Here is a 21,353-nt window from a genome sequence, read left to right on the forward strand (position 1 = left end):
CGTTCGTTCATTGGAACAGCACGCCGATGCCCTTCATGTCGACCTGGCGTTGCATCTGCATCCGCATGCCCTCCATTTCCTCCTGCATCGTCGGCACGCGCGGCTGATCCCAGCGCACGCCGTTCACGAACACGGTCCGCCAGCGCAGGAAGCCCCACAGGAAATAGAACTCGCGGCCGCTCGTTTGCAGCGCGAGGCCGCCCGTCACCTTCGGGTCGGTGAGCACGGCGCTGTCCGTCGGCGCGCTCGGGTCCTTCGCGGCGCGCGCCTGCTTGGCCGACTGCATCGCGGCGTCGTAGCGCTTCAGCAGGTCCGCTTGCGGCGCGGTGAGGGGGGAGCGGGGCTCGGGCTCGGGCGGAAGCCCACCGACGGGCCCCAATCCCGTGGAACCCACGCTCATCGCTTGCGTAATCTGCCACGGGCCGGGCATGCCCGTTTCTACACGTTTTTTCCAGGCAGCGTGCGCACGTTCGAAGTCGGCTTGCTTGGCCTTAATCTCCTGAATCTGCTTATGGTTCCACACGTCGTCGTCGTCGCCCAGCGGCTTGAACCAAGAGCGCGAATCGTGCATGTAGTTGTCGTACAGCACGCTGATCGGCGCTTCGGGAGGGTCCATGTTCCAGTCGCTGCGAACTTGTTGCCACTGCTCCCACTTCTCATTGAGTTGGGCTTGCACCAATTTGACCACTTTGTCGCCGAATAGCACGGTCGCAGGGGTGGCCCCCGGAATGAAAACTTCAGCAGCGGCCGCGGCCGGAAGTAGTGACGTGGAGACAACAGCGGCTGTTTTCGGATTCTCGCTGGCCCATTTCGTAACAAACTTCTTCACGTATCGGGTGACCGTCGGGCCGCCGGCTTTCTCGACCTCCAGCAGATCGTCCCATTCCTCCTTCAACTCCGCATTCGCGCTGTCCAAATCCGCTGCATCTTGCGGGTAGCTTGCCTGCGCAGCCTTGAAGCTCGGCTGCGCGCGCATGTCCTTGAGCCGCATCTTGCGCCAACGAAGATACAAGCCGTAATGGCAGCGCATCAGGCCAGGAGTGCCGTGGTCCTTCTCGTAGTAGTAGTTCTCGCTCGCTTTTACGTAGGCTTCGAAAGATTGTTTTAGTCCTGCTGAAATCTTGAATGAAGCGGTGACGTCCGCGCCGATACCTGGTCCCTGGATATCCAAAGGCACACCTGCCTTACGCGCTTCCCGGTACATATCAAGCAGCGGGACTTGCGAAAGTTTGTCGGCATCGTCCCGACCGCGCCCCTGTTCGCCTGGCCCATAGCCGCCGCCGACGTCCGAGTGAACGCCCGGGTAGACGATCTCCTCACGGCCGTCCATCGAACAATCGATAAGATCGAGTGGAAATGATCCACGAGGTTCATGTGCGGCCACCATGTGCACACAACGGCGCACGTAGTAAGGCACGGCCATCAATTCCTTGCGCCCCCATCCCCCATGTCCGTCGAACAAGGTTGCAGCGGCGCTCTGAGCGATGCCAACCGATGCGACCGTATCAAAGATGCCGAGAAAATCGTATGAAACCGGCACCCCGCACAAACTGAAATCGGGATCGAGTGCGTCAGCAAGCCAATTCGAAAAAGTGCGCGCCTCCGCTGCGCCGCGCGAAAATCCGAATACGTACAGCCGAATGCGTTGCAGCTTCGGCTTTCCTTTGACCAGCAGATCACCGATGCGCTCTTTTAACTGGGTACGACGATCCAGCAATACCTTGCGGCGCTTGCTGTCCCAATCTTGCACGGCTGCATTCCACTTCGATGAATCCAACTCGTCCTTGAGCTGCGCCCAATTCGAATCCCAATCCCAAGTCAATTCGACGCCATTCTGCTCGGCAGCAATCAGCTTGAGCGCCCCCACACCAGAATTCGCGCGCAATTTGATGTCGCCTGCGCTTCCCGGTTTAGGTGGTGTGCCGCCAAGATCGATGCCCTTGAAATTCATGTCGAGGCTCATCGATTTTACGATTTCCTTATCCTTTTTTCCTAACGCCACGGTTAACGAGTTACCGTAAACGTAGGTATGTAATGCGTTGTGAATTTGCAAAAGTGCCCAATTGATACGCCCTTCCCCTGCCCATCCCGCTGCCGCACCTGCCGCCGCTTGCAATCCGACACCGTAATCGCCGATCTGGTCAGTAAAAGGAGTACCGACTCCTGCAACGTAGATGCGATAGTGATATCTGTCGGCAGGAAAAGTATCACTCAGACGAGCCACATTGCTATGCTTTTGCCCGGTTCTGTCACGATCCGCATTATTGCGTGTGCCATCAAAAAAAATCCCAACGTGCAGTGTCTTGCAGCAACTCATGCCATCGTCAGATTGGAGTCTGCGCAGAATCGCGTCCTGCTCTTCCTTCGTGACGACATTAGCATCAGGACGCTCGACAGAAGCGAAACGAATGCTCATGGCTTGATCCTTTTATCGGGAATCGGACAACGTGGATCACTGTTCAGTATCGTGAAATTTCCCGGGCAAGCCTCATTTGGCGCCTGTAACCCCTCCGGGAAACCAGAAAATCCAGGCATCCACTGTGATGCGTATACTTTAATTCTATCGCCCGGAAAAAATAATACCCATAAAAATCCATCCGAAAAATACTCGTATTTTTCGACAGGTACAACACGACCTGCTATCGACTTAGGATCTTTTTTAAACATATCGTCATTGCGCCACTCGACTGTGACAGTCAGCCCAGGGCGCCATTTATTCGGCAAGGAAACGCAACAAAAAATTCTGCCACCACCACTACCAATTCGAGATGGGACATTCCCTCCCCACGTCCCATCGACATAAAATCTGCCGATTGGAATCTCGGTATAGTTAAGCGCATTCAACTTCAAACTCATCATGTCGTCTTCCGACTGAGTGACATCTTCACGTTCCGTAGCGAGGGGAACGGCTGCCCTGTCTGTTGCGCGCGAGCAACCCGCGCCGGCCAGAAACACAATCAGGAATATGGTCAATCTGATAAAAGTCTTCATTGGGCCAAAGTGCAAATTCATGACTTAATTCTCTTATCCGGATGAGAGCAACGCGGGTCGTCGTTCCTCAGCGTGAAGTGGCCCGGACACGCCTCGTTCGGCGCTTGCAGCCCTTCCGGGAACCCCGGAAAGCCGGGCATCCATTGCGACGCATACACCTTGATCTTGTCGTTCGGAAAAAACAGCACCCACAGGAATCCGTCGGAGAAGTAATCGTATTTCTCAACCGGTATCACCCGGCTCGCCATCGCATTTGTGGCTTTTTTGTACAGATTGTCATCTTGCCATTGCACCGTTACCGTCAGCCCAGGACGCCATTTAGTTGGTAAAGATACACAGCATATAACTCGTCCCCCACCGCTCCCTATGCGCGATGCGACTGTGCTGCCCCACGTACCATCTACGTAAAACGTACCTATTGGGATATCGGTATAGTTAAGCGCATTCAATTTCAAACTCATCGCATCGCCCCCTGACTGTGAGAGCGCCTCCTCCCCCTCGTCGACTGACGTTCGATCTGTCGCCCGCGAGCAACCCGCGCCGGCCAGAAACACAATCAGGAATATGGTCAATCTAATAAAAACCTTCATCGGGCCAAAGTGCAAATTCATGACTTGATTCTCTTATCCGGATGAGGGCAGCGCGGATCATCGTTCCTCAGCGTGAAGTGGCCCGGACACGCCTCGTTCGGCGCTTGCAGCCCTTCCGGGAACCCCGGAAAGCCGGGCATCCATTGCGACGCGTACACCTTGATCCGGTCCTCCGGTAAAAACAGCACCCACAAGAATCCGTCGGAAAAGTACTCGTACTTCTCGACCGGCACCACGCGACCCGCTATCGAATTCGGATCTTTCGCGAACATCTCGTCGTTGCGCCATTCGACAGTCACAGTCAGCCCGGGACGCCATTTGTTGGGCAACGATACGCAACAGATAATTCGCCTTCCACCGCTTCCAATACGCGACCGAACATTACCTCCCCAGGTGCCATCGACATAAAACCGACCAATGGGGATTTCCGTGTAGTTCAACGCGTTCAGCTTCAGGCTCATCATGTCGTCATCCGCCTGCGACACGGCCTCGCCTTTCCCTCCCGCCTCCAGCGACGCATCGCTCCCCGCACGCGAGCAAGCCGCGACACTCCCCAACAGCGCCAGCAAGAGCAACAACAGGGCAACCGCATCCATCGACCGACGCCCAAGCGCCACCGATGTCACACGTCGAATCTGGGCTCGCATGAACGACCGCACCGCTCCTCGCCCTCCCGACCTCTCGCTCCGCCTCACGATTCACCCACCCCGACTACGCCGACGCTTCGACCGGCGGCACGAGCCATCCCGCCGCCTCGAGCGCATCGAGCGCCGCCCGCGCGCCGGCCGACGGCGGCACGCCTTCCTTCGCCCACGCTTCGCTCACGCACGCATGAGCCTGCGAAGGCGTCGCCGTGAGCCGTCCGAAGCTTTCCGGCCGCTGCCGCACGTGAAAAATCAGCGTGTCGATCTTCGACGCCTGCCTGAGCGCCGCGATCTGATCGGCGTCGAGGCGATACGGCTCGTCGTCGCCGCCGTCGGACGCGATCTCGCCGCCAACCGGCGCGACATCGAGCTCGACGAGCGACGCCGCGCGATCGAACAGCCACCACGCATCGATGCCCGCAAAAAAGCGATTGCGCTGCGCCTGCGTCAGCACGCCCGCCCACGCGGGCACGCAGCGCGTATCCGCGAGCCGCACGAGAAACGCTTCGTCGTCTTCGGCGCGCGCCTCCATCTGCCCGCGCAAATGCGCGGCGAGCGCATCGATGCCGTGCGCGGCGCGCAGCAAGCTCAACATCGGCCGGCCGTCGGTCTCGCGCAGCAAGCCTGCGCACACTTCTTCGCGCGGCTGCGCGTCGTCCGGCAGCGGCATCAGGCAAGGCGAGATTTCCACCAGACCTTCGCCGTCGTAGACGCCTTCGTAAAGCGCGACGACCGTGCCGTTCGGATTCAGCGCCGCGAGCGCATCGCGCAGCGACGGCGAGAAACCCATGTCGACGAGCGCATACCAGCGCCCCTCGGCCGACGGCGCGTCGAGCACTTGCCGCAGGCGCGGCAACGCGCCCGCCGGGTACGGATCGATCCAGTCGAATATCTCGGCCGTCATGCTCAAACCGCCTTGCCGGCCAGCGCGCTGCCCGACTGCATCGCGTGCTTCAGGCACTCGACGCACACCTTCTCGGGAAACTGCGGCAGCGCGGCATCCAGTTGATCCGGGCCGACGAACGTATGCTGCGCCGCGTGCACGACGAGCGAGCCCGGGCAGCCGAACGTGACGTTGCCGCCTTCGATCGTCAGATGCGCGCCGCCGCTGACCGCGAGGTGCACGGTCTGCCTCGCCGCGATCTCGACGTCCGCGCCGACGGACGCCACTTTCAGGTCGTCGCGCGCGCGCAGCGCGATCGCGTCATGCTGCGCCTGCAGCGTCAGATCGTCCTTGCCGGAGATCACGCTCATGCCGACGCCGCTCGCCGCGCTCGCGCCGGCAAGCCAGCCGATCCCCTGCCCGCTGTGGATGCGCAGCGTCCGACCGACCGCGAGGTTCGTGTCGTTGCCGCTGCCGACCGTCAGCGTCTCGCCCGCCGCCCACTGCAGCGACTGGCCGGCGAGCAATCCGTGGCCGCCCTTCGCTTCGATCCCGAGCACCGCGTCGCCCGTATGGGGCAGCGCGTCGCCCGCCGAGCGGCTCGACGCGTCGGCCGCCGCTTGCGCGTAGCCGTCCGCGCCGACCGTCGTCGCGAGGCTCTTCTTGAGCGCGTCGAGCGGCGCGGCGGCGTCGTTCATCGACGATTGCCCGGCCTGCTGCGCGCCGCGCTGCGCGGCGAACGGCAGGGTCTTGTGCGTATCGGCCGCCTGGTCGAGAAGCTTCGCGAGCGTCGCCTGCTGGCCGAGCAGCGACTGCAGCGCCGACACGTCGCCCGCCGGTTGCGACGGCCCCGTCGGCGCATAGCTGGAGATCAGCATGCCGCGCGCGCCGCGCAGCGCGCCGTATGCGTCCGAACGCAGCTCGACGCCCTGCCCGCGAAAGCTGCCGAGATAGTTGTCGGCCTGATGGCGCAGGTGGCCGATGTTGAGCTGCGTCGCCGCGTGCGTCGTCGCCATCTGCATGCGGCCCATGCGGTCGGTATCGTCCGCGACGAGCTGGTTGTGGCCCTGGCCGTCGAAGCCCTGGCTCTTGAAGCCGGACAGCGCGCCGGCGTGACGGTGGCGCTTCGCGCCGCCGCCCGCGCCGTGCCACGCGGGGCTGTGGCCGCCCGCGAGATTGCCTTGCGCGCTCGTCGCGTGATCGCCCGCCTGCGCATACACCGATTCGTCGAGCGGCTGCCCCGCTTCGCCGCCCGGCGTCGGCGCCTCGCCGCCTTCGCCGCGCCCGTTGAACAGCCCGCCGAGCACGATCGGCCGATGCACGAGCCCGTTGACGAACTGCACGAGCACCTCGTGGCCGATCCGCTGCGTCTGCTGCAACCCGTGCCCCTGGCTCGCGAGGCGCTGCATCGCGCGCGTCGGGTACGTGCCCGAATCGCCGTCCGCCTGCCAGTGATAGCGCAGCCGCAGCCGGCCCTGCGCATCGGTGTGGACCGGCCCCGTCGCCCCCGGCCGCGGCTCGCCCTGCGGCCCGACGACGATCGCCGTCTGCGCGCCGAGCGCCGTCGGCGCCGGATTCAGCCGCTGGCCGGTGCCGTCGTCGAGTGTCGGGCGCCACGCCTGCTCGCGCGGCACGGCGTCGAACCGGTTCGCGTAGCCGCCCGCCTTCGCCTGGCCGAGCACGCGCGCGTCGAGATCCGCGAGCGGCAGCGGGCCGAGGCCGCGCTCGACGCGCTCCATCACGGTCGCGGGCAGATTGTTGACGCCGACCTCGTCGATGCGGGTGAGCACGAACGCATCCGGCGCTTGCGCGCCGCCGCGCGGCATGCGCCACGTCGCGCCCGCGATGCGCAGCGCGCGGCCGACGCGCGCGGTGCGCAACGTGCTGTAGCCCGTCCAGAAGCGCGCCGCGGAAACGATCGCCTCCGCGTGCCGGCGCGCGGTGTCTTCGGCTTCGCGCAGGCTGTCGAACGCTTCGGGCCCGACGTCGTCGTACAGCTCGCGCGATCCGGCCGGATTGCCGAGGCTCGCCGTCGCGCTCGTCGACTGGTTGCTGCGGTAATCGCTGCTGATCAGCGTGACGCGATCCGCGCTCAGCGACAGCGACTGCCCGATGCCGACGATCACGTCGTCCGGTTCCGTCGCCGTCCCGCTCAGGCGCTGCGGCACGCCGCCCGCGCGCGCGGACGTCTCGTCCTCGGGCAGTTGCGTGCTGTCGTCGAAAATCAGCATCGCGTGGCCGGCCGGCGCATCCGCGTCTTCGACGAAGCAAAAGCCGAGCCCCGCTTCGGCCAGCACGTGCCGAACGAAATCGAAATGCGTATGGGTGCGGTATTGCACGCGGTAGTCGCGCGCGCCGAGTTCGGCGACGCGCTGGTTCGCGTCCGCCGTGAAGCGCCAGCGGGCGATCGCGCCGTACGGCGCGAACACCGCGCCGAGCACGTCCGCGACGCCCTGCCGGACGAACGTACGCTCGTCGCGCCCGTGCGCGAGCGCGGCAAGCCACGGCACGAGCTGCAGGTAATAGCGTGCGAGGCCGGCGTCATAGCCGATGCACTCAGCTTGCGCGACGAGCCCGCTGCGCACGGCGCTCGCGCCGTGCGGCAGCGCGGTGCGGATCGTCACGCGCTGCCCGAGCATCGCCTCGAGGTCGAGGCCGGGATCGGTCGCGAGCGCGTAGACGTCCCATTGGAAATTCTCGGAGAGCGTCTCGCGGCCCGCCCAGCGCTCGATCTGCAGCGACGCGAGCTCGCCCGGGCCTTCGAGGGAATAGAGACAATTGGCAGCGCTGAAAAGCGACGTGAATTGCGTGATCACGCTCATGAGAATCCCGCTCTCTCGGAGTTCGACTATTTTTTGAATATGGCTCGTTGCGACGAAAACGGGACAACGGATAAAACCACTGCGCAGCGCGATCACCACCCTCGAACGATCGCGATAATGCAGCGTAGCCAAACCCCGATTGCGCGCGATGCGATCCGGCTTGCCGAATCACCGGGACGCGCCCCGCCGCCAAGGCCGCCGGACGGTAGGTCCCCCATTTATCGCGCACTATTTTAAATTACGCGGCGGCGCTAGGCTATAGGACACCGATACGAAACCCGAGCAAAAACGCGCAACCGGGCGCTATCTCAAAATGAAAATGTTTCGTACTGCCGCGAACGGGACGATTTCCAAAGTCGCTCAGTAAATATTGCCGCCGAGGTAATTAATTCCGCCAGCCAAATTCCGATATCGTCGCCAATGGCGATTAGCCGGTAAAATCGGCCCCGCCCGCGCCGAGCGCGGGCGGAAACCGACCCGCTCGACGCACGCCCGCCGAGCGTCCCGAAGGAGACCACACCATGGCACGCCCGTTCATCGTGCTCGGCGACAAGCACAGCCACGGCGGCACCGTCACGACGGCGGCCGCGACGTCCGCGATCCACGGCAAGGGCATCGCGCGACGCAACGACAAGGTCTCGTGTCCGATCCACGGATCGAACCACATCGTCGAAGGCGACGACACGATGATCATCGACAACGAAGGCGTCGCGCGCGACGGCTACCGGAGCGCCTGCGGCGCGGCGCTCATCGCGAGCCAGTCGAACACGGGCGGCGACGCGGCGTGACGAATGCATCGACGGGGAATCGCATGAAGCAGCGCGCGTGGTTGAGCAAGACGGCCCTCGTGGCCGCGGTATTCGTTCTGGTTTGGATCGCGACGATCGTTTACTGGAAAGCGACGTATCACCCGCCGAGCGGGACGGAGCTGCTGGTGTACGGCATCGCGCTGCCGTCGCTGCTCGCCGCGTGCGTCGCGTGGGCGCGCAAGGCCGTCGGCCGGCTGCGTGAAGCACCCGCCGCCGCATCGCAGGCCGTCGCCATGGCGGCGTCCGCCCATGGCCCGCACGCCGCCCATGCCGCACCGGCCGCGGACGAAGCGGCGCAGCGCAGGTGGACGCTCGCGCTGCTCGATAGCAGCGTGAGATTTCCGACGGGCGCGACGACGGCTGAAGCCGACGACGCCGCCCGCAACGAAACCGCCGTCGGCCTGCACCCCGAGCTGCGCCGCCCGGACGGCGCGGGCGTGTTCGCGAGCGGCGTGGCGTCGGTCTCGCTCGACCACTTCGACGAAAGCCTGCTGCCGCCCGGCACGGGCGCCGCGCTGAACGACGAGCACTGGCGCGCGCTGATGCTCGCCGCCGACGCGCTCGACGAGTTGCTCGAGCGCCACGCGGTGCTGTCGACGGGCGGCGCATCCCGCGTTGCCGAGCCGCTCAAGCTGCATCTGCTGCTGCCCGAGCGCTGGCAGCCGGTGGCGGCCACGCTCGCCGCGTGGCTCGACGCGCACGTCGCGCGCGAACGCTGGATGCCGGGCGTCGAGCGCGTGCAGACCCGCATGATCGCGGACCCGGTGCAGGCATGGACGATCGTCGACGAACTGATCGTGTCGCTCCATCACCAGCCGTCGGATGCGCGCCATGTCGTGCTCGCGTGCGATTCGTCACTGAGCGACGCGACCGTGCGCGCGCTCGACGACAACGGCAGCCTGTACGGACACAACCGGCCGAACGGCCGCGTTCCGGGCGAAGGCGCCTGCGCGCTGCTGCTCGCGCATCCCGCGTCGGCGGATGCGACGGACGCGCCGCGCATTCACCGGCTCGTCGCGGCTCGCTCCCGCGCCGCAGGCGACGCGGCGGCCGAGCCGCAATCCGATACGCTCGCGCAATTGCTCGACGCGGCGCGCACGCAGACCGCATCGGCCGAGCTCGATCTGTCCGGCTGCGGGCTCGTGAGCGACGCCAACCAGCGCGGCGGCAGCCGCACCGAAATCGCGGGCGTCGTCGAGCGAACCTGGCCCGACGACGGCCGCGAACGTTGCCGGCATCTCGGCGTCGCGAACGGAGAAAGCGGCGCGGCACTCGCGCTCGGCGCGCTCGCTGTGGCCGGCTGGCGCGCGAACGAAGAACGGCAGCCGACGTTCGCGGCGTCGATCGGCGATCCGGCTGCGCGCGGCGTCATGCTCGTCACGCCCGAGCCGATCGGGCCGGATCTCGCAGCCGCCGCCTGAGCACGCCGAAGCCGGCCGCGCGTGCGCCGCGGCTGCGTCGCGCGTCTAGATCAGAAATCCGCCGCCCGAGCGGCGCGCACACCGGCACAGCGCGTCGCCCGTCCGGCTCGACACGAGCACGAGCTGCGTGAAGCCGTTCGGCGCGACGTACTGGCTCAGCAGGCAATCCATCAGTTGCGCGAACGTGTGGACGCCCGTACCGGCGAAGCAGTCTTCGTCGACCGTGATGCGAATCTCGAGCCCTCGCACGACGCTCGCGAACGGCTTCTCGGATACCCACGCCGTCACGGGTTTTTGCGACACGTCGACGATGCCCGCGATCTGCCGGACGGTAGCCGGCGACTCCTGCAGGTCGTGAAGCTTCAGCATGTCGCGCACGGCGCCGGCGCCGCCCGCGAGCAGCAGCGAATTCAGCGACAGTTGCGAGATCAGGCGCCACAGCGCGCCGCGGTCGTCGCGCAAACGAAGCGGCCGCGTGGGCCGCTGCAGCAGGCTGATCCGGCTCGCGAGCGTGCCGCCCTCCATCATCAGATCGCCGCCCGGCGCGCCGTGCGGCAGTTGCTCCGGCAAGTCGCGATTGCTGCACGTGAGCTTGAAGTCGACGCCGGGCGGCGGCGCGACCGGGTCGAGCGCGCCGTCGACGAAGCCGAGCGACAGTTCGTGCCCCGGCTCGCTTCTCGCGATCAGCGCGTCGCGCCGCATGCGCCAGTACGACGACGCCCGCGCCGCGTGCCCGCCGTGGTACAGCGCATGGAGCGACCGGAACGCCGTGATCCGCTCGCCCTGCGGCGTGTCCTCGACCTGCGTCACCGCGTCGACGGAATAGACCTCGTACGCGTAGGCATTCTGCTTGTCGACGACGAGCGGATACATGTGCGTGCCCGACGCCGCGCCCGGCTGCGCGCCGAGCTTGCCGGACGTCTCGAACAGGTTGATCACCGGCGTGCATCCGAGCCGCACGTGCTCGGCGCTCAGCGATTCGAGCACGCTCGCCTTCGCGGAATCGGCCGGGATGTCCTTCAGCAGCAAATGGAGCGTGAATTGCCGTCCGCCGAGCCGCCCGGCCTCACGCAGATCGCAATCGAAGAAGCCGAACTTCTCGGGAAAAGCGAAATACTCCGTGAGCAGCGGATACGCGGGATGCACGGTGTCCGGACAGGGAATCAGGCTGTCGTCGCGCGACACGCCGGCGGCCGAGAACGGCACGCGGCCGAGCGCCGCCCAGCGCCCGCTCTGCGCCGATTCGACATACGCGTGCACCGCGTGCAACGACAGCGCGTCGCGCAGCGCGGCGCTCAGCAGCGGCTCGCCGCGCACGTACAGGCGAACCGTGTCGAGCTTCAGGTCGGCGCCGCACGCGTGCGGCGAACGGATCGCGAACGTGAGCGAGATTTGCGCGCCCGCGTTCGGCGGCAGCCGGAACGACATCGGCGTCTGCGGCATCGCGTGAAAGCGCGCCGCGCTCACTTGCAGCGGCGACAGCGTCACGTCGTAGGCAGTGCGGAAGAACATCTTCGCGCCCTTGACGGGCCGGCTGTACAGCTGCGTGCCGCGCGGCACGACGACTGCCGCCGACATCTGCGCCGCGCGGCTCGCGTCGACGTCGAAGGCGGCGATCGAGCACGACGGAAACGCGCGCAGATAATGCGGGTACAGCACCTCGACGAACGCCTTCGTGAATTCGGAGTAATCGTCCTCGATGTGCTGCGACGCGCGCGCGCCTGTCAGCGCGAACGACTCGAACAACCGCTCGACCTGGGGGTCCTCGCTGCTGCCGTCGGCGCCGCTCGCGAGCTGCATGCGGCTCGCGATCTTCGGATAGCGCTCGGCGAAATCGCGCACATGGCGGCGCAGGAACGCCAGTTCCCGTTCGTAGTAAGAGAGGAGTTCATCCATCAGCGGTTCTCGAAAGTGCCGTCGCACGCCGGTCGGCCGATGCCGACGGCACGGCGCACCATGCGTTCGGCGAAAGCGCGAACGGCCGGACCGCCGTGCGGGCCCGAATGGACGAACGTTGCGCGGGCAATCAGCCTGGGCCGACGCGACGGCCAACTTTACCGGAACATTCGGGTGCAGTCCACGCCGCGGCCCGCGCGTCGGCCGATCGGGCTATCCGCGGCGAACGCGCGTCAGGGCGGCGACGCGCGACGACGGACGCGACGGGTGACGACGCGATTGGCGCGGTCGGCGCGGTCGGTGCGGTCGGTGCGGTCGGTGCGGTCGGTGCGGTCGGTGCGGTCGATGCGGTCGGTGCGGCCGGTGAGGTCGGTGCGGTCGGTGCGGCCGGTGCGGTCGGTGAGGTCGGTGCGAGCGGACGCGCGCGCTCGGCGCTGTCACCGTCGGCCAGACGCTCGCCCGCTCACCGCGCGCTTCGACTCGATCAGCGCCCGGACGCGCATCGCGGCTTCAGGCGTCGCGCGATTGCAGATGTCTCGGCGTTCGCGGCGAACGCCGAGCAGGACCGGCGTGCGATCGAGGCGCTCGGCGCCGAGCAAGCGACGCGGACGACGCGCGATTGCGCGCAATCGCAGCAGACCGACGCGGCGCCCCCGATGGGAAGACAATGAGTGCGCAACGGGAAAGATGACGAACGAACCGCGCAGCCTCCTTCATTCCGCACTTCGCCTCTCCGCGACGCCCATCGGGCAGCGCGGCGAACGGCATTCGCGCGATCGCGCCGACAACCCGCGTCGCGCCGATACCGACGTCGCCTCAACGTTGCCTTGACGTCGGCTCGATACCGCCTCGATACCGCCTGCCTAGACGTTGCCTCGACGTCGCATCGACGTCGCCTCGATGCCGCTCCGGCAATCCTCCGAGCAATCGCCGTCGAGCGGCCCGAACCGCACATCGTCCGCCACGCTCGCCGCGCGGCGCCTCCCCGGCTCTGGGTTAGAATTTTTGCGGCGTGCCGCGCACGGCACGCAATGCATCGACGCGCAGGAGTGCCGACGAAGATCAGCAAGTGCCGCAACCGCCGCCGAGCCCTCGGCGCAGCGACGCGCCCCGCCGGGCGCGCAGGAAGAGCCGCACGGTCAGGTGCCGCAGGATGCCGGCGGGCCGCGCGTATCGCCGTCACGTCAAACGCTCGGGCATGAACTCGATGAAACAACGAAAATCGCTTCCGCTACCGGGCGTCGCCGCGACGCTCGCGCTATGCGCGCCGCTCGAGGGCTGCGGCTCGCGCGGCGCGCCTTCGTACGTGCTGTTCGGCGCGTATTTCCCGCGCTGGCTGCTGAGCGCCGTGATCGGCGCGGCGGCCGCGCTCGTCGCGCAATGGGCGCGCATCGCGCGCGCGAAGGACGCCGACTCGCGCCGCACGCAAACCGCCGCGGCGCTCGCGCAGCACGCGAGCCTGCGGCAGGACCTCGGGTTGATCCACTATGCGCCGTCGTGGGTGCGGCCGGCGCCGGACCGGGTCGCGAGCCGGCGGCGGACGCTCGCGGAACTGGACGCGCTCGAAGGCCCGCTGTTCCTGCTCGCCGAACGCGCAGCGGGCGAGGATGGCCTCGCGGACGTCGATGCGCGCTTGCACCGCGTCGCGCGCAATGCAGGCGATGCGGGCGACGGCACGAGTGCGAATGCGCGCGATGCGGGCAATGACACGAGTGCGAACGCGCGCGATGCAGGCAATGACGCGAGCGCGAATGCGGGCGATGCGGGCAATGACGCGAGTGCGAATGCGGGCGATGCAGGCGATGACACGCATGCAAAAGCGAGCGATGCCGCAACCGATGCGCCGCACGCCGCCGACACGCACGCTGCCCTGCCGGGCACCGCATCCACCGCACCCGCCGTGACGCCGCACGCGCTCGGCGCAAGCGACGCCGCAACCCGCCATGCCGAATCCGAATCCGAATCCGAAGCCGAAGCCGAAGCCGAAGCCCGAGCCAATGCCGAAACCGAAACCGCAGACGCAGACGCGCCGCGACGCACGCTGCTGAACCTGATCGACGCGCGCCTCGCCCGCCTTGCCGAGGCCGCGCGACAACGAGACGTATCGAAGGAGCCGACGATTCATGCGCGCGCTTAATCCGATGTCACTGTCGATCGCGCTTGCCGTGGCCGGCCTCGCGGGCTGCGCGACGTCATCGCTCGACATGGCGCCCGACGCACCCGATCGCCCGTGGCGGCCGCAGACGGACGTCGCCGGCGCGATCGAGCCCGGATCATCGACGCCCGCAGCGAGCGTCGCGCGCGGCGATTACACGCTGCCCGCGAACGGCGCGCTCGCCGAGGTGCCGCCCGCCGCGGCGCTCGATCCGGCACATGCGTACACGCTGCCCGAGCTGATCGACCTCGCCGAATCGACGAATCCGCTGACGCGCATCGCCTGGAACGACGCGCGCAACGCGGCGCTCGCAGCCGGCATCGCGAAGGCCGCGTATCTGCCGCAACTGTCGGCGGCCGCGATGGGCGGCTATCTCGCCGGGCAGAACGCGCTGCGCACGAGCCTCGCATCGCACGAGGCGGCGGCGGCGGCGCTCGTCGACGCCGCACAGACGACCTACGACGCCGCGCTCGACGCGTATCGGCACGGCGTCGGATCGATCACCGACGCAATGCTCGCGCAGAACGGCCTGCTTGCGGCGCGGACCGCTTACGCGGACAGCTACAGCGCCGCGCTGTCGGCCGCGGCGTCGCTCGCGCTCGCGACGGGGACGGTCGCGCAAGCGCAGGAAACGGTGCAACGATAAGGATCGCGAACCGGAACCGCGTTCCGTCGCGGCGCAACTCGGGAAGGCTCCATGCCCGAGCCGGCCGCGATGCGCGATGCTGCGCCGCGCATGCCCGCCGTGCGCGTCGGCCGCCTAATTGCGCCGCCTAATTGCGCCGCCTACGTCCGCCACCTATGTCCGCCGCGTAAGTCCGCCGCGCCTACCGGCGCTCTTCGTCTGCCCGCTCGTCGCCGCCGTGCCCGGAACCGGCAATGGCCGCGTCGAGCAGACGCATCAGCGTGCCGTTCGGCTGCGCCAGATCGTCCAGCACGGAAAAATGCGTGCAGCCCGGCACGTGGGCGCCCCATACCGGCTCGCCCGCCGCCGCGCACGCAGCCGTATAGTCGTCCGCCTGGCGCACGAGCTCAGGCAGTTCGTCGGCGCCGACCGCGACGACCGTCGGCGCGCCCTTTCCGACGTGCCACAACGGGCTGTAGGCCGCGATTTCGCGCTCGCTCAACTGCAGTTTCTCGTTGAGCCACGACAGGCTGATCGGTTCGAGATCGACGAGCGGGCTGATCGCGAGCGCGCTCGTCACGAACGCATGGCCGCGATGCAACGCGCTCAGATGTCCGCCCGCCGAATGCCCGCTCAGGCAAAGCGGCCGTCCCGCGGTGCCGAGGCCGTCCCGATCGGCGCGCAGATGATCGATCAAGCGGCCGATTTCGTCGACGATCTGCGTCATCGACGCGTCGGGCGCAAGCGTGTACTCGGCCAGCACGACGTTGAATCCGCGTGCGAGCGGCCCGTGCGCCACGAACGCGAAATCCTCTTTCGCGCAGTTCTGCCAATATCCGCCGTGAATGAACACGAAGGTCGGCGCGTTCGCGCGGCCGCCGGGAAGCCAGTCGAAACGCTCGCGCGGCCGATCGCCGTAGCGCAAGTCGCGCCGGCCGCGAACGCGCTCGTACAGCGCGGCGCTGCGCGTGCGGAAATCGGCCAATACCGCCGGGAAATTCGCAATCGCCCGAGTGTTGTTGTACGCCCTGTCGAGCGCCGCGCGGCCCATGCCGCGATACAGTCGTTCCATCATCGATCCGCCGATATTCGGAATGTGGGAAAACGCATGGCATCCGATTGTGGCGGCGCCCACCGGCGCCGTCTATCCGGAAAGTGCGCCGATTCGATGCGGCGCTGTCCGCCTTTTACGTCCCGTCATCGCCGGCCATTGCATGTCCGCCGCATGTCCGCCGCATGTCCGTTGCACAGCCACTGCACGGCTACTGCACGCCGCCCGCATCGCCGCGCAGTCCGCCCGCCGCCGCGAGCCGCCCGGAAGCGGTCGCGGCGAAACCCGCTGCGCCGTCAGGCGCATCCGTGCGCGGCCGCATCACTTCGAATGCCTGCGCATCCGGTGCGAACGCCTCGCGGCCATGGACGAAGCGCTCATGAAATTCGTGGCTCGCGCCGCCCGTGAGCGACGCTTCAAAACGCATCGTGTCGGCCTTTCAAGTCGACTGCCGCATGCTCGCGCTGTTTCAACCCGAACGCGATCCGCTCTTCGATATGCCCGCTCGCATTTCACCGCATGCGCGCCCCCGGCTTCGATCGTTGTCGCGACGCCCGGGCATGCCGGTTTCAAACGGGAAGATGCCGGCCCGCTCGCATGCACTCGGGCTCGGCGCAAGCGCGGCGATGCGCTCGCAGTGTGGCAATGGCGCGTCCCGATCGCCAGCGCGGCTTTCGTGCCGGTTCGAAGTCCGAGTTCGAAGCCCGGCGACATCGACCGGAAATCGCCTCGCGCGGCGTCTCCGAGCCGTGTTCCAAGCGGCGCGCGAATCCTTCAACCGCTCAGATTCAACACGATGGTCTGACTGGGCGAACTACCCGCACCGATGGTATTGCCGCTGTTCTGCTGCGTCGGGTCGGTCATGCGCGTGGCCGGCATGCCGGCGATCAGGGTCTTGCTCGCGCCCCGGGCGTTGCGCGAGACGCTCGACACGGTGCCGGACGCGGCCCCGCCCATCGCCCCCGCGCTGTCGCCGCTCGACATCGGAATGATCGTCGCGACGTTGTGGACGGGACCGCCGCCCACGAAGATGTTCGTGACATTCGGTATCGCGCTCGCGCGCGAAGCCCTGTTCGGATAAGGAGCGGGCGCACCCGCCGGCGGCGTGAGGTTGACGCTCGTCGCCATGTTTTCGCCGCCCGCGCTCGAATTCACCATCACCATCTCAGCACCCTCCTAACCCAGATGTATTTGCCCGGCATCGATCTTCGACAGCCGCTCGGCCGTGAGCAGCGCGTTCTTCGCATGCAGGCGCAGGTTGCCGCTCGCCGCGTGATCGATCTGCGCCGCCCGCAAGTGCTCGACCGTCTCCACCGAGCGGAAACTGCTTCGGCACGATTGCGCAACGTGGTCGATCACCGTCTCCAGCATCCGGCCGATCAGACGAATCGTCCCGAGCCGGCCGTGAACTTCCGCGCTGGCGAGCGTCGTCTTGTCGGCGGACAGCGACGCGTCGAGGGCCGACAAGGCCAGCCGCTCCGCGCTGACCGATACGCGCTCCCGCCCCGTCAGGCACAGGGCGCCGTCGCTCTTCAGATAGACGTTTTGCGTCGCCTCCAGCACGAGGTCGCCCCGAACGCACACGTGCACGGCGTCCGCGTTCGGGCGCTCCAGGATCGCCGTCACGTAGACGCATCGCGCATCGGCCGTGCAAATCGCGACGCGGTCGCCCGCTCGCGGCTCGACGAGACAGCTGAACGCGCGCCGGCAGCGAACGCTCGCGCCTTCGCATTCGACGACGAACGAGCCGTCGGACAGCGCATCCGCGACCGTCGCCGCTTTCTCTTGCATCGCAGGCGCGGCGCGGCTGCGCGGTGCTTCCATCACGGTCGGATTCATGTTTCCTCCTCGGTTCGAAACGGATCGATCGCGCCCGCGCCGTTCTCACTCACGCTCGCGACGCAGCGCTTCGTCTCGTCGCCGCGACCACGCTTGCGCCTCCGACAACGCCGAATCGCGCGCCAGCGCGCCGGGATGCGCGTGCCATGCGATGTCGGGCGCGACCGCGTCGTGAAACAGGGTTCGCGCGAAACCCGCGCCGTCGAATTCGGCGCCGGTCAGATCCGCGCCGGAAAAATCCGCGCCCGCGAGGCGCGCCCGCGAAAAGCGCGACGCGCCGCATCGCGCGTGCTGGAGCACGGCCCGCTCCAGCGTCGAGCCGGTGAAGTCGGCTTGCCGAATGTCGGCCCGCACCCAGAGGCTGCCCTCCAGCGCGGCATGACGGCACACGGCGCCCTGCGCGTCGGCCTCGACGAACACCGCGTACGGTGCGTCGATTTCGTCCAGCCGCGCGCCGCTCAGCCTGGCGCGCTGGAAATTGCAGTAAGCGAGATTGGCGGCGGTGAAATCGACGTTCGTCAGATTCGCGCCGGCGAACTGGCAGCGATGCATCCGCTGGCCGCGCAAGCACTGGCCGGCAAGATCGGCTTCGACGAAGACGGCGTCGCTGAAGGTCGCGTCGCGCAAGATCGCCTGCGTCAGATCGAGCTGGAAGAAGACCGCCTTGCGGACGACGGCCGCCGTGAAATCGGCGCGCCCCAGCCGCGTCTCGCTGAACACCGACGATTCGATGCGCCCGCGTTGAAAGCTGCAATCGCCGATATCGCTTTGCAGGCAGTTGAAGCCGTGCGCGTGCGCGAGGCGAAAATCCACGCCGGCGGCAACCGTCGAGCTCATCGTGAACCCGTGGAGGCGGCTTTCCGAGAGGTTCACATCGTCGAGCCGGCACGCGTGGAACGTGCACTTCGACAAATCCGCGCATTGCATGTCGACGCTGCGGAATTCGCATTCGTTGAAGACGGCTTCGCCGAGCCGCGCGCCCCGCATCGCGACGCCGGCGAACCGCACCTGCTCGAACACGCCTGCCGACCAATCCTGCCCGTCGAGGTTCGCCGAATCGATCACGACGCCCTTGATTACATGGCCTTGGGCGACGGCGTCGCGCAATTGCTCGAGGCTCGCTCTCATTGGCGCGCTCGCGCTGCCGGGAACCGCATCGCGTGGTCGAGATACGCGCCCGCCCATTGCGTATCGCCGTCGGACAGGACTTCCGAGAGATTCGCGCGAAACAGATTGGCCCCGCGCAGATCGGCGCCGTCCAGCGTCGCGCCGCGCAGGTACGCGGCGATCAGATCGGTGTCCCGCAGATCGGCCCCGGTGAAGTCGGTTCGCACGAAGTGGCTGCCTTCGCTTTTCGCGCCGCGCAGATTGGCGGCCCGCAGGCGCGCGTCGGTGAAGTCGCAGTTGCCGATGCGCGCCCCGTGAAAATCCGCCGCGTCGAGATCCGCTTCGCGAAAATTGACCTCACTGAGCGTCGCGAACGAGAAATCGGCGCGCGCGACGTCGCAGCGCGGGACGAAGCACGCCTTCACGAGATTCGCCGCGTCGAAGCGAAGCTGCGCTTGCGTGCGCGCGTCGACGATTCCGAATCCGTCGATGTCGGCCGCCGAAAACCGAACGTCGGCGAGCGAGCAGTTCATCAGCAGCATCTTGCGGATCGTCGCGTTCGAGAAGTTCACGCTCTCGAACGATTGATCGACGACGATCAGATTGCGCAGCGTGGCGCGGCTGAAATCGACTTCATGGAAGCGGCAATCGCCGAACCGGGTGTCCGACAAGATGCCGCCTTCGAATCGACACTTTCGCAACCGCACGCGCTCGACGATGCAATCGCTCAGGTTCGCGCCCGAGAAGTCCGTCTCGTCGCACGCCGCGAGCGAGAGATTGGCGCCCGTCAAATCGGCGTTGACGAACCGCGTCCGGTTCAGACCGGCGCGCACCAGCACGGCGTGATCGACGATCGCGCCCGACAGATCGGCGTCGCTCAGATCGGCGCTCTCGAACATCGCGCCGGCAAGCCGCGCGCCGCGCAGATCCATGCCGGAAAGATCCGCGCCCGTCAGGTCGACGCCCTCGAGCGAGCGCCCCGCCGCGACGGCGGCGGCGACGAACGCGCGCCGCGATTCCGACGCCGCCTCGCTCAGCCGGTCCGGCGCGTCCTGATGCTGGGCCGATTGCAGGTAGAGCTTGCGAAGGCTCTCGTGCGCATCGCGTTGCATTTTCTGCATGCCCGACCAGTCGGTGGCGGCCGCCTGCCCGGCCTCGTCTCCGTCGCCATGAAAAACGGCCGGCGCCGGCGGGCCGCGCCGCTTCGCGGCCGGCGCTTCGCGCCCGGACGGCAGATCGCGCCGCATCGCCTCGAGCCGCGCGCGCGCTTCGTCGGCCGCCGCTTCCTGACGCTCGACGAACTCGACCAGTTGATCGAGGCGGGGCTCCTCGACCGGACGCGCGTCCGCAAACGCGCTCAGCCGGTCCCGCATGAGCCGCTGCCTCGCACCCTGCGTCGCGGCCGCGGGCTCAGCCGGCGAATCCGCCGGCAGATAGCGCTCGGGCAGCAGATCCCGATCGCGCAGCGCGTACAGCACGGCCTTGTCGTGTCGCGTGCGCCACTCGATCACCTGCCGATACCATTCGGGCGGCCTCGGCTGCCCGCTCGCGTCGGCGCCGAGCAGCAATGCCTGCACGTCGCTCGCGTCGAACTGCGCGACGGCCGTCGCGCCGTGATAGATCATCACGACGCGCTCGCGGTGCGGAATGAACCATAGGGTCGTCAAGCGCATCGGAATTTCCTCCGGCGTCTCGCGGCCGGCGCGCACGACGAACGACCGCGCGCGCAGCGCCGGCACGCGCCCCGTCAATACCGCGTGATCGGGATGCAGATGCGTCAGTTCGTAGGCGACGCCGTCCGGAAATTCGGCGAGCCCCGTCAATTGCTGATCCGCGGGCGCGATGTTGAAGCAGCGCGGATCGAGCGTGCGCGGAAAGCCGGGAAAATCCGTTTCGAGCCATTGCCGGTCGTATTCGCCGGACAGGCTCGCGCGCTGCGGCCACGTCGCGTCGATCGGACAGAAGCCGGCGGGCGCGGGAAGCTCGTCGGGAAAACGCATCGGGCTGTGCGCGTATTCGATGTTGGGCAGAGGGCGGACGCCGTCTTGCGACGGTTCCGCGCCGCGGCCTCGCGGATTGTCAGCGAAGCCCGCGCCGCCGTACGCGAATTCCCAGTCGAGCGGCAACTGCTCGAACGGCCGCGCGGGCGTGACGCGCCCGCCGGCCCATTGCCGGTCGCCGGATATCCGCAGCCGCTTTTCCACGCCGGCGACGCCGATCCCGACCTCGCATGCGCCGCCGCTGCGCTCGCCCGCATATTTCCCGTACGCATATCCGCAGACGAGGAATTCCGGGCACGGCTTCGGCAGCGCCATGTCGAGCGTGTAGCCGCGCAGCGCTTCGCCGGCCAGATTCCAGAGTGCCGAGTCCGTCAGCAGTTGCGGATGCTCGCCCAAGGTCGCGGCCATCAGCGCGGCGACGCCGAGATGCTCTTGTCCGTGCATCCGGTAGAGACGGGTCAGCGGGCTGATCCTGAAGGGTTTGATGATTTTCATTTGACGGCCTGAGGCTTGTGGGCGG

The 21,353-nt window shown here is 67.0% G+C and carries 18 protein-coding genes; 5 read left to right on the top strand and 13 right to left on the bottom strand.

Annotation, left to right across the window (positions count from 1 at the left end):
- Positions 1–7: 7 nt before the first annotated feature.
- From X946_RS20795 to X946_RS20810, 6 genes are all read right to left on the bottom strand, one after another.
- Positions 8–2,416 (bottom strand): T6SS phospholipase effector Tle1-like catalytic domain-containing protein, encoded by a 2,409-nt coding sequence (locus tag X946_RS20795; RefSeq protein ID WP_038751365.1) that lies wholly within the window; start codon positions 2,414–2,416, stop codon positions 8–10.
- A complete protein-coding gene (locus X946_RS31855) occupies positions 2,413–3,012 on the bottom strand; it encodes a DUF3304 domain-containing protein (protein ID WP_081989889.1) in 600 nt (199 codons plus the stop codon). The genes X946_RS20795 and X946_RS31855 overlap by 4 nt, the downstream gene beginning before the upstream one ends.
- Positions 3,009–3,602, bottom strand: coding sequence for a DUF3304 domain-containing protein (locus X946_RS31860; RefSeq protein WP_059582978.1), 594 nt, complete (start codon positions 3,600–3,602; stop codon positions 3,009–3,011). The genes X946_RS31855 and X946_RS31860 overlap by 4 nt, the downstream gene beginning before the upstream one ends.
- A complete protein-coding gene (locus X946_RS20800; protein WP_038751367.1) occupies positions 3,599–4,177 on the bottom strand; it encodes a DUF3304 domain-containing protein in 579 nt (192 codons plus the stop codon). The genes X946_RS31860 and X946_RS20800 overlap by 4 nt, the downstream gene beginning before the upstream one ends.
- A 115-nt stretch (positions 4,178–4,292) precedes the next feature.
- Positions 4,293–5,129, bottom strand: a complete 837-nt coding sequence (locus X946_RS20805) for a DUF4123 domain-containing protein (RefSeq protein WP_038751369.1) — start codon at positions 5,127–5,129, stop codon at positions 4,293–4,295.
- Between the two features lie 2 nt (positions 5,130–5,131).
- Positions 5,132–7,930 carry a type VI secretion system Vgr family protein gene (locus X946_RS20810; protein WP_038751370.1) on the bottom strand — a complete coding sequence of 933 codons (2,799 nt, stop codon included), beginning with the start codon at positions 7,928–7,930 and terminating at the stop codon, positions 5,132–5,134.
- A gap of 521 nt (positions 7,931–8,451) precedes the next feature.
- On the opposite strand from X946_RS20810, the gene X946_RS20815 reads away from it, so the two are divergent.
- Positions 8,452–8,718, top strand: coding sequence for a PAAR domain-containing protein (locus tag X946_RS20815; RefSeq protein WP_038751371.1), 267 nt, complete (start codon positions 8,452–8,454; stop codon positions 8,716–8,718).
- Between the two features lie 23 nt (positions 8,719–8,741).
- Positions 8,742–10,160, top strand: a complete 1,419-nt coding sequence (locus X946_RS20820; protein ID WP_038751373.1) for a hypothetical protein — start codon at positions 8,742–8,744, stop codon at positions 10,158–10,160.
- 45 nt (positions 10,161–10,205) lie between these two features.
- Here X946_RS20820 and tssF read toward each other — a convergent pair whose 3' ends face one another.
- Positions 10,206–12,056 carry a type VI secretion system baseplate subunit TssF gene (tssF, locus tag X946_RS20825; RefSeq protein WP_038751375.1) on the bottom strand — a complete coding sequence of 617 codons (1,851 nt, stop codon included), beginning with the start codon at positions 12,054–12,056 and terminating at the stop codon, positions 10,206–10,208.
- A 107-nt stretch (positions 12,057–12,163) separates the two neighbouring features.
- Here tssF and X946_RS34230 point away from each other — a divergent pair, with 107 nt between their 5' ends.
- The 3 genes from X946_RS34230 (at position 12,164) to X946_RS36905 (ending at position 14,857) form a co-directional block, all read left to right on the top strand.
- Positions 12,164–12,727 carry a hypothetical protein gene (locus X946_RS34230; protein WP_152611760.1) on the top strand — a complete coding sequence of 188 codons (564 nt, stop codon included), beginning with the start codon at positions 12,164–12,166 and terminating at the stop codon, positions 12,725–12,727.
- 536 nt (positions 12,728–13,263) lie between these two features.
- Positions 13,264–14,193 carry a hypothetical protein gene (locus X946_RS35505; protein ID WP_152611761.1) on the top strand — a complete coding sequence of 310 codons (930 nt, stop codon included), beginning with the start codon at positions 13,264–13,266 and terminating at the stop codon, positions 14,191–14,193.
- On the top strand, positions 14,180–14,857 hold the full coding sequence (locus tag X946_RS36905) for a hypothetical protein (protein ID WP_052145135.1): 678 nt from the start codon (positions 14,180–14,182) through the stop codon (positions 14,855–14,857). Before X946_RS35505 ends, X946_RS36905 begins: the two co-directional genes overlap by 14 nt.
- A 181-nt stretch (positions 14,858–15,038) precedes the next feature.
- Here the strand turns inward: X946_RS36905 and X946_RS20840 are convergent, their stop codons facing one another.
- From X946_RS20840 to X946_RS20865, 6 genes are all read right to left on the bottom strand, one after another.
- On the bottom strand, positions 15,039–15,908 hold the full coding sequence (locus X946_RS20840) for an alpha/beta hydrolase (RefSeq protein ID WP_052145136.1): 870 nt from the start codon (positions 15,906–15,908) through the stop codon (positions 15,039–15,041).
- Between the two features lie 190 nt (positions 15,909–16,098).
- Positions 16,099–16,314 (bottom strand): hypothetical protein, encoded by a 216-nt coding sequence (locus X946_RS29585; protein WP_052145137.1) that lies wholly within the window; start codon positions 16,312–16,314, stop codon positions 16,099–16,101.
- 347 nt (positions 16,315–16,661) lie between these two features.
- Positions 16,662–17,051 carry a PAAR-like domain-containing protein gene (locus X946_RS20850; protein WP_038751379.1) on the bottom strand — a complete coding sequence of 130 codons (390 nt, stop codon included), beginning with the start codon at positions 17,049–17,051 and terminating at the stop codon, positions 16,662–16,664.
- A 12-nt stretch (positions 17,052–17,063) separates the two neighbouring features.
- The gene (locus X946_RS20855; protein WP_038751380.1) at positions 17,064–17,726 is read right to left on the bottom strand and encodes a DUF3540 domain-containing protein; all 663 of its coding nucleotides are present in this window, start codon (positions 17,724–17,726) and stop codon (positions 17,064–17,066) included.
- Between the two features lie 45 nt (positions 17,727–17,771).
- Entirely contained in the window at positions 17,772–18,854 is a 1,083-nt protein-coding gene (locus X946_RS20860; protein ID WP_038751381.1) for a pentapeptide repeat-containing protein, read from the bottom strand.
- Positions 18,851–21,328: a DUF2169 family type VI secretion system accessory protein gene (locus X946_RS20865; RefSeq protein WP_038751383.1), complete on the bottom strand. Its 2,478-nt coding sequence runs from the start codon at positions 21,326–21,328 to the stop codon at positions 18,851–18,853. The genes X946_RS20860 and X946_RS20865 overlap by 4 nt, the downstream gene beginning before the upstream one ends.
- Positions 21,329–21,353 lie beyond the last annotated feature (25 nt).

This window comes from Burkholderia sp. ABCPW 111 (assembly GCF_000773065.1).
Lineage (GTDB): Bacteria > Pseudomonadota > Gammaproteobacteria > Burkholderiales > Burkholderiaceae > Burkholderia > Burkholderia savannae.

Bases quoted from the DNA above. Each gene is read 5' to 3' on its own strand.
- X946_RS34230 (WP_152611760.1), top strand. From the start codon at position 12,164: ATGGACGAACGTTGCGCGGGCAATCAGCCTGGGCCGACGCGACGGCCA.
- X946_RS29585 (WP_052145137.1), bottom strand. From the start codon at position 16,314: ATGCGTTTTGAAGCGTCGCTCACGGGCGGCGCGAGCCACGAATTTCAT.
- X946_RS20815 (WP_038751371.1), top strand. From the start codon at position 8,452: ATGGCACGCCCGTTCATCGTGCTCGGCGACAAGCACAGCCACGGCGGC.
- X946_RS31860 (WP_059582978.1), bottom strand. From the start codon at position 3,602: ATGAATTTGCACTTTGGCCCGATGAAGGTTTTTATTAGATTGACCATA.
- X946_RS20810 (WP_038751370.1), bottom strand. From the start codon at position 7,930: ATGAGCGTGATCACGCAATTCACGTCGCTTTTCAGCGCTGCCAATTGT.
- X946_RS20805 (WP_038751369.1), bottom strand. From the start codon at position 5,129: ATGACGGCCGAGATATTCGACTGGATCGATCCGTACCCGGCGGGCGCG.
- X946_RS20800 (WP_038751367.1), bottom strand. From the start codon at position 4,177: ATGGATGCGGTTGCCCTGTTGTTGCTCTTGCTGGCGCTGTTGGGGAGT.
- tssF (WP_038751375.1), bottom strand. From the start codon at position 12,056: ATGGATGAACTCCTCTCTTACTACGAACGGGAACTGGCGTTCCTGCGC.
- X946_RS20855 (WP_038751380.1), bottom strand. From the start codon at position 17,726: ATGAATCCGACCGTGATGGAAGCACCGCGCAGCCGCGCCGCGCCTGCG.
- X946_RS20820 (WP_038751373.1), top strand. From the start codon at position 8,742: ATGAAGCAGCGCGCGTGGTTGAGCAAGACGGCCCTCGTGGCCGCGGTA.
- X946_RS20840 (WP_052145136.1), bottom strand. From the start codon at position 15,908: ATGGAACGACTGTATCGCGGCATGGGCCGCGCGGCGCTCGACAGGGCG.
- X946_RS20850 (WP_038751379.1), bottom strand. From the start codon at position 17,051: ATGGTGATGGTGAATTCGAGCGCGGGCGGCGAAAACATGGCGACGAGC.
- X946_RS20795 (WP_038751365.1), bottom strand. From the start codon at position 2,416: ATGAGCATTCGTTTCGCTTCTGTCGAGCGTCCTGATGCTAATGTCGTC.
- X946_RS36905 (WP_052145135.1), top strand. From the start codon at position 14,180: ATGCGCGCGCTTAATCCGATGTCACTGTCGATCGCGCTTGCCGTGGCC.
- X946_RS31855 (WP_081989889.1), bottom strand. From the start codon at position 3,012: ATGAATTTGCACTTTGGCCCAATGAAGACTTTTATCAGATTGACCATA.
- X946_RS20860 (WP_038751381.1), bottom strand. From the start codon at position 18,854: ATGAGAGCGAGCCTCGAGCAATTGCGCGACGCCGTCGCCCAAGGCCAT.
- X946_RS35505 (WP_152611761.1), top strand. From the start codon at position 13,264: ATGAAACAACGAAAATCGCTTCCGCTACCGGGCGTCGCCGCGACGCTC.
- X946_RS20865 (WP_038751383.1), bottom strand. From the start codon at position 21,328: ATGAAAATCATCAAACCCTTCAGGATCAGCCCGCTGACCCGTCTCTAC.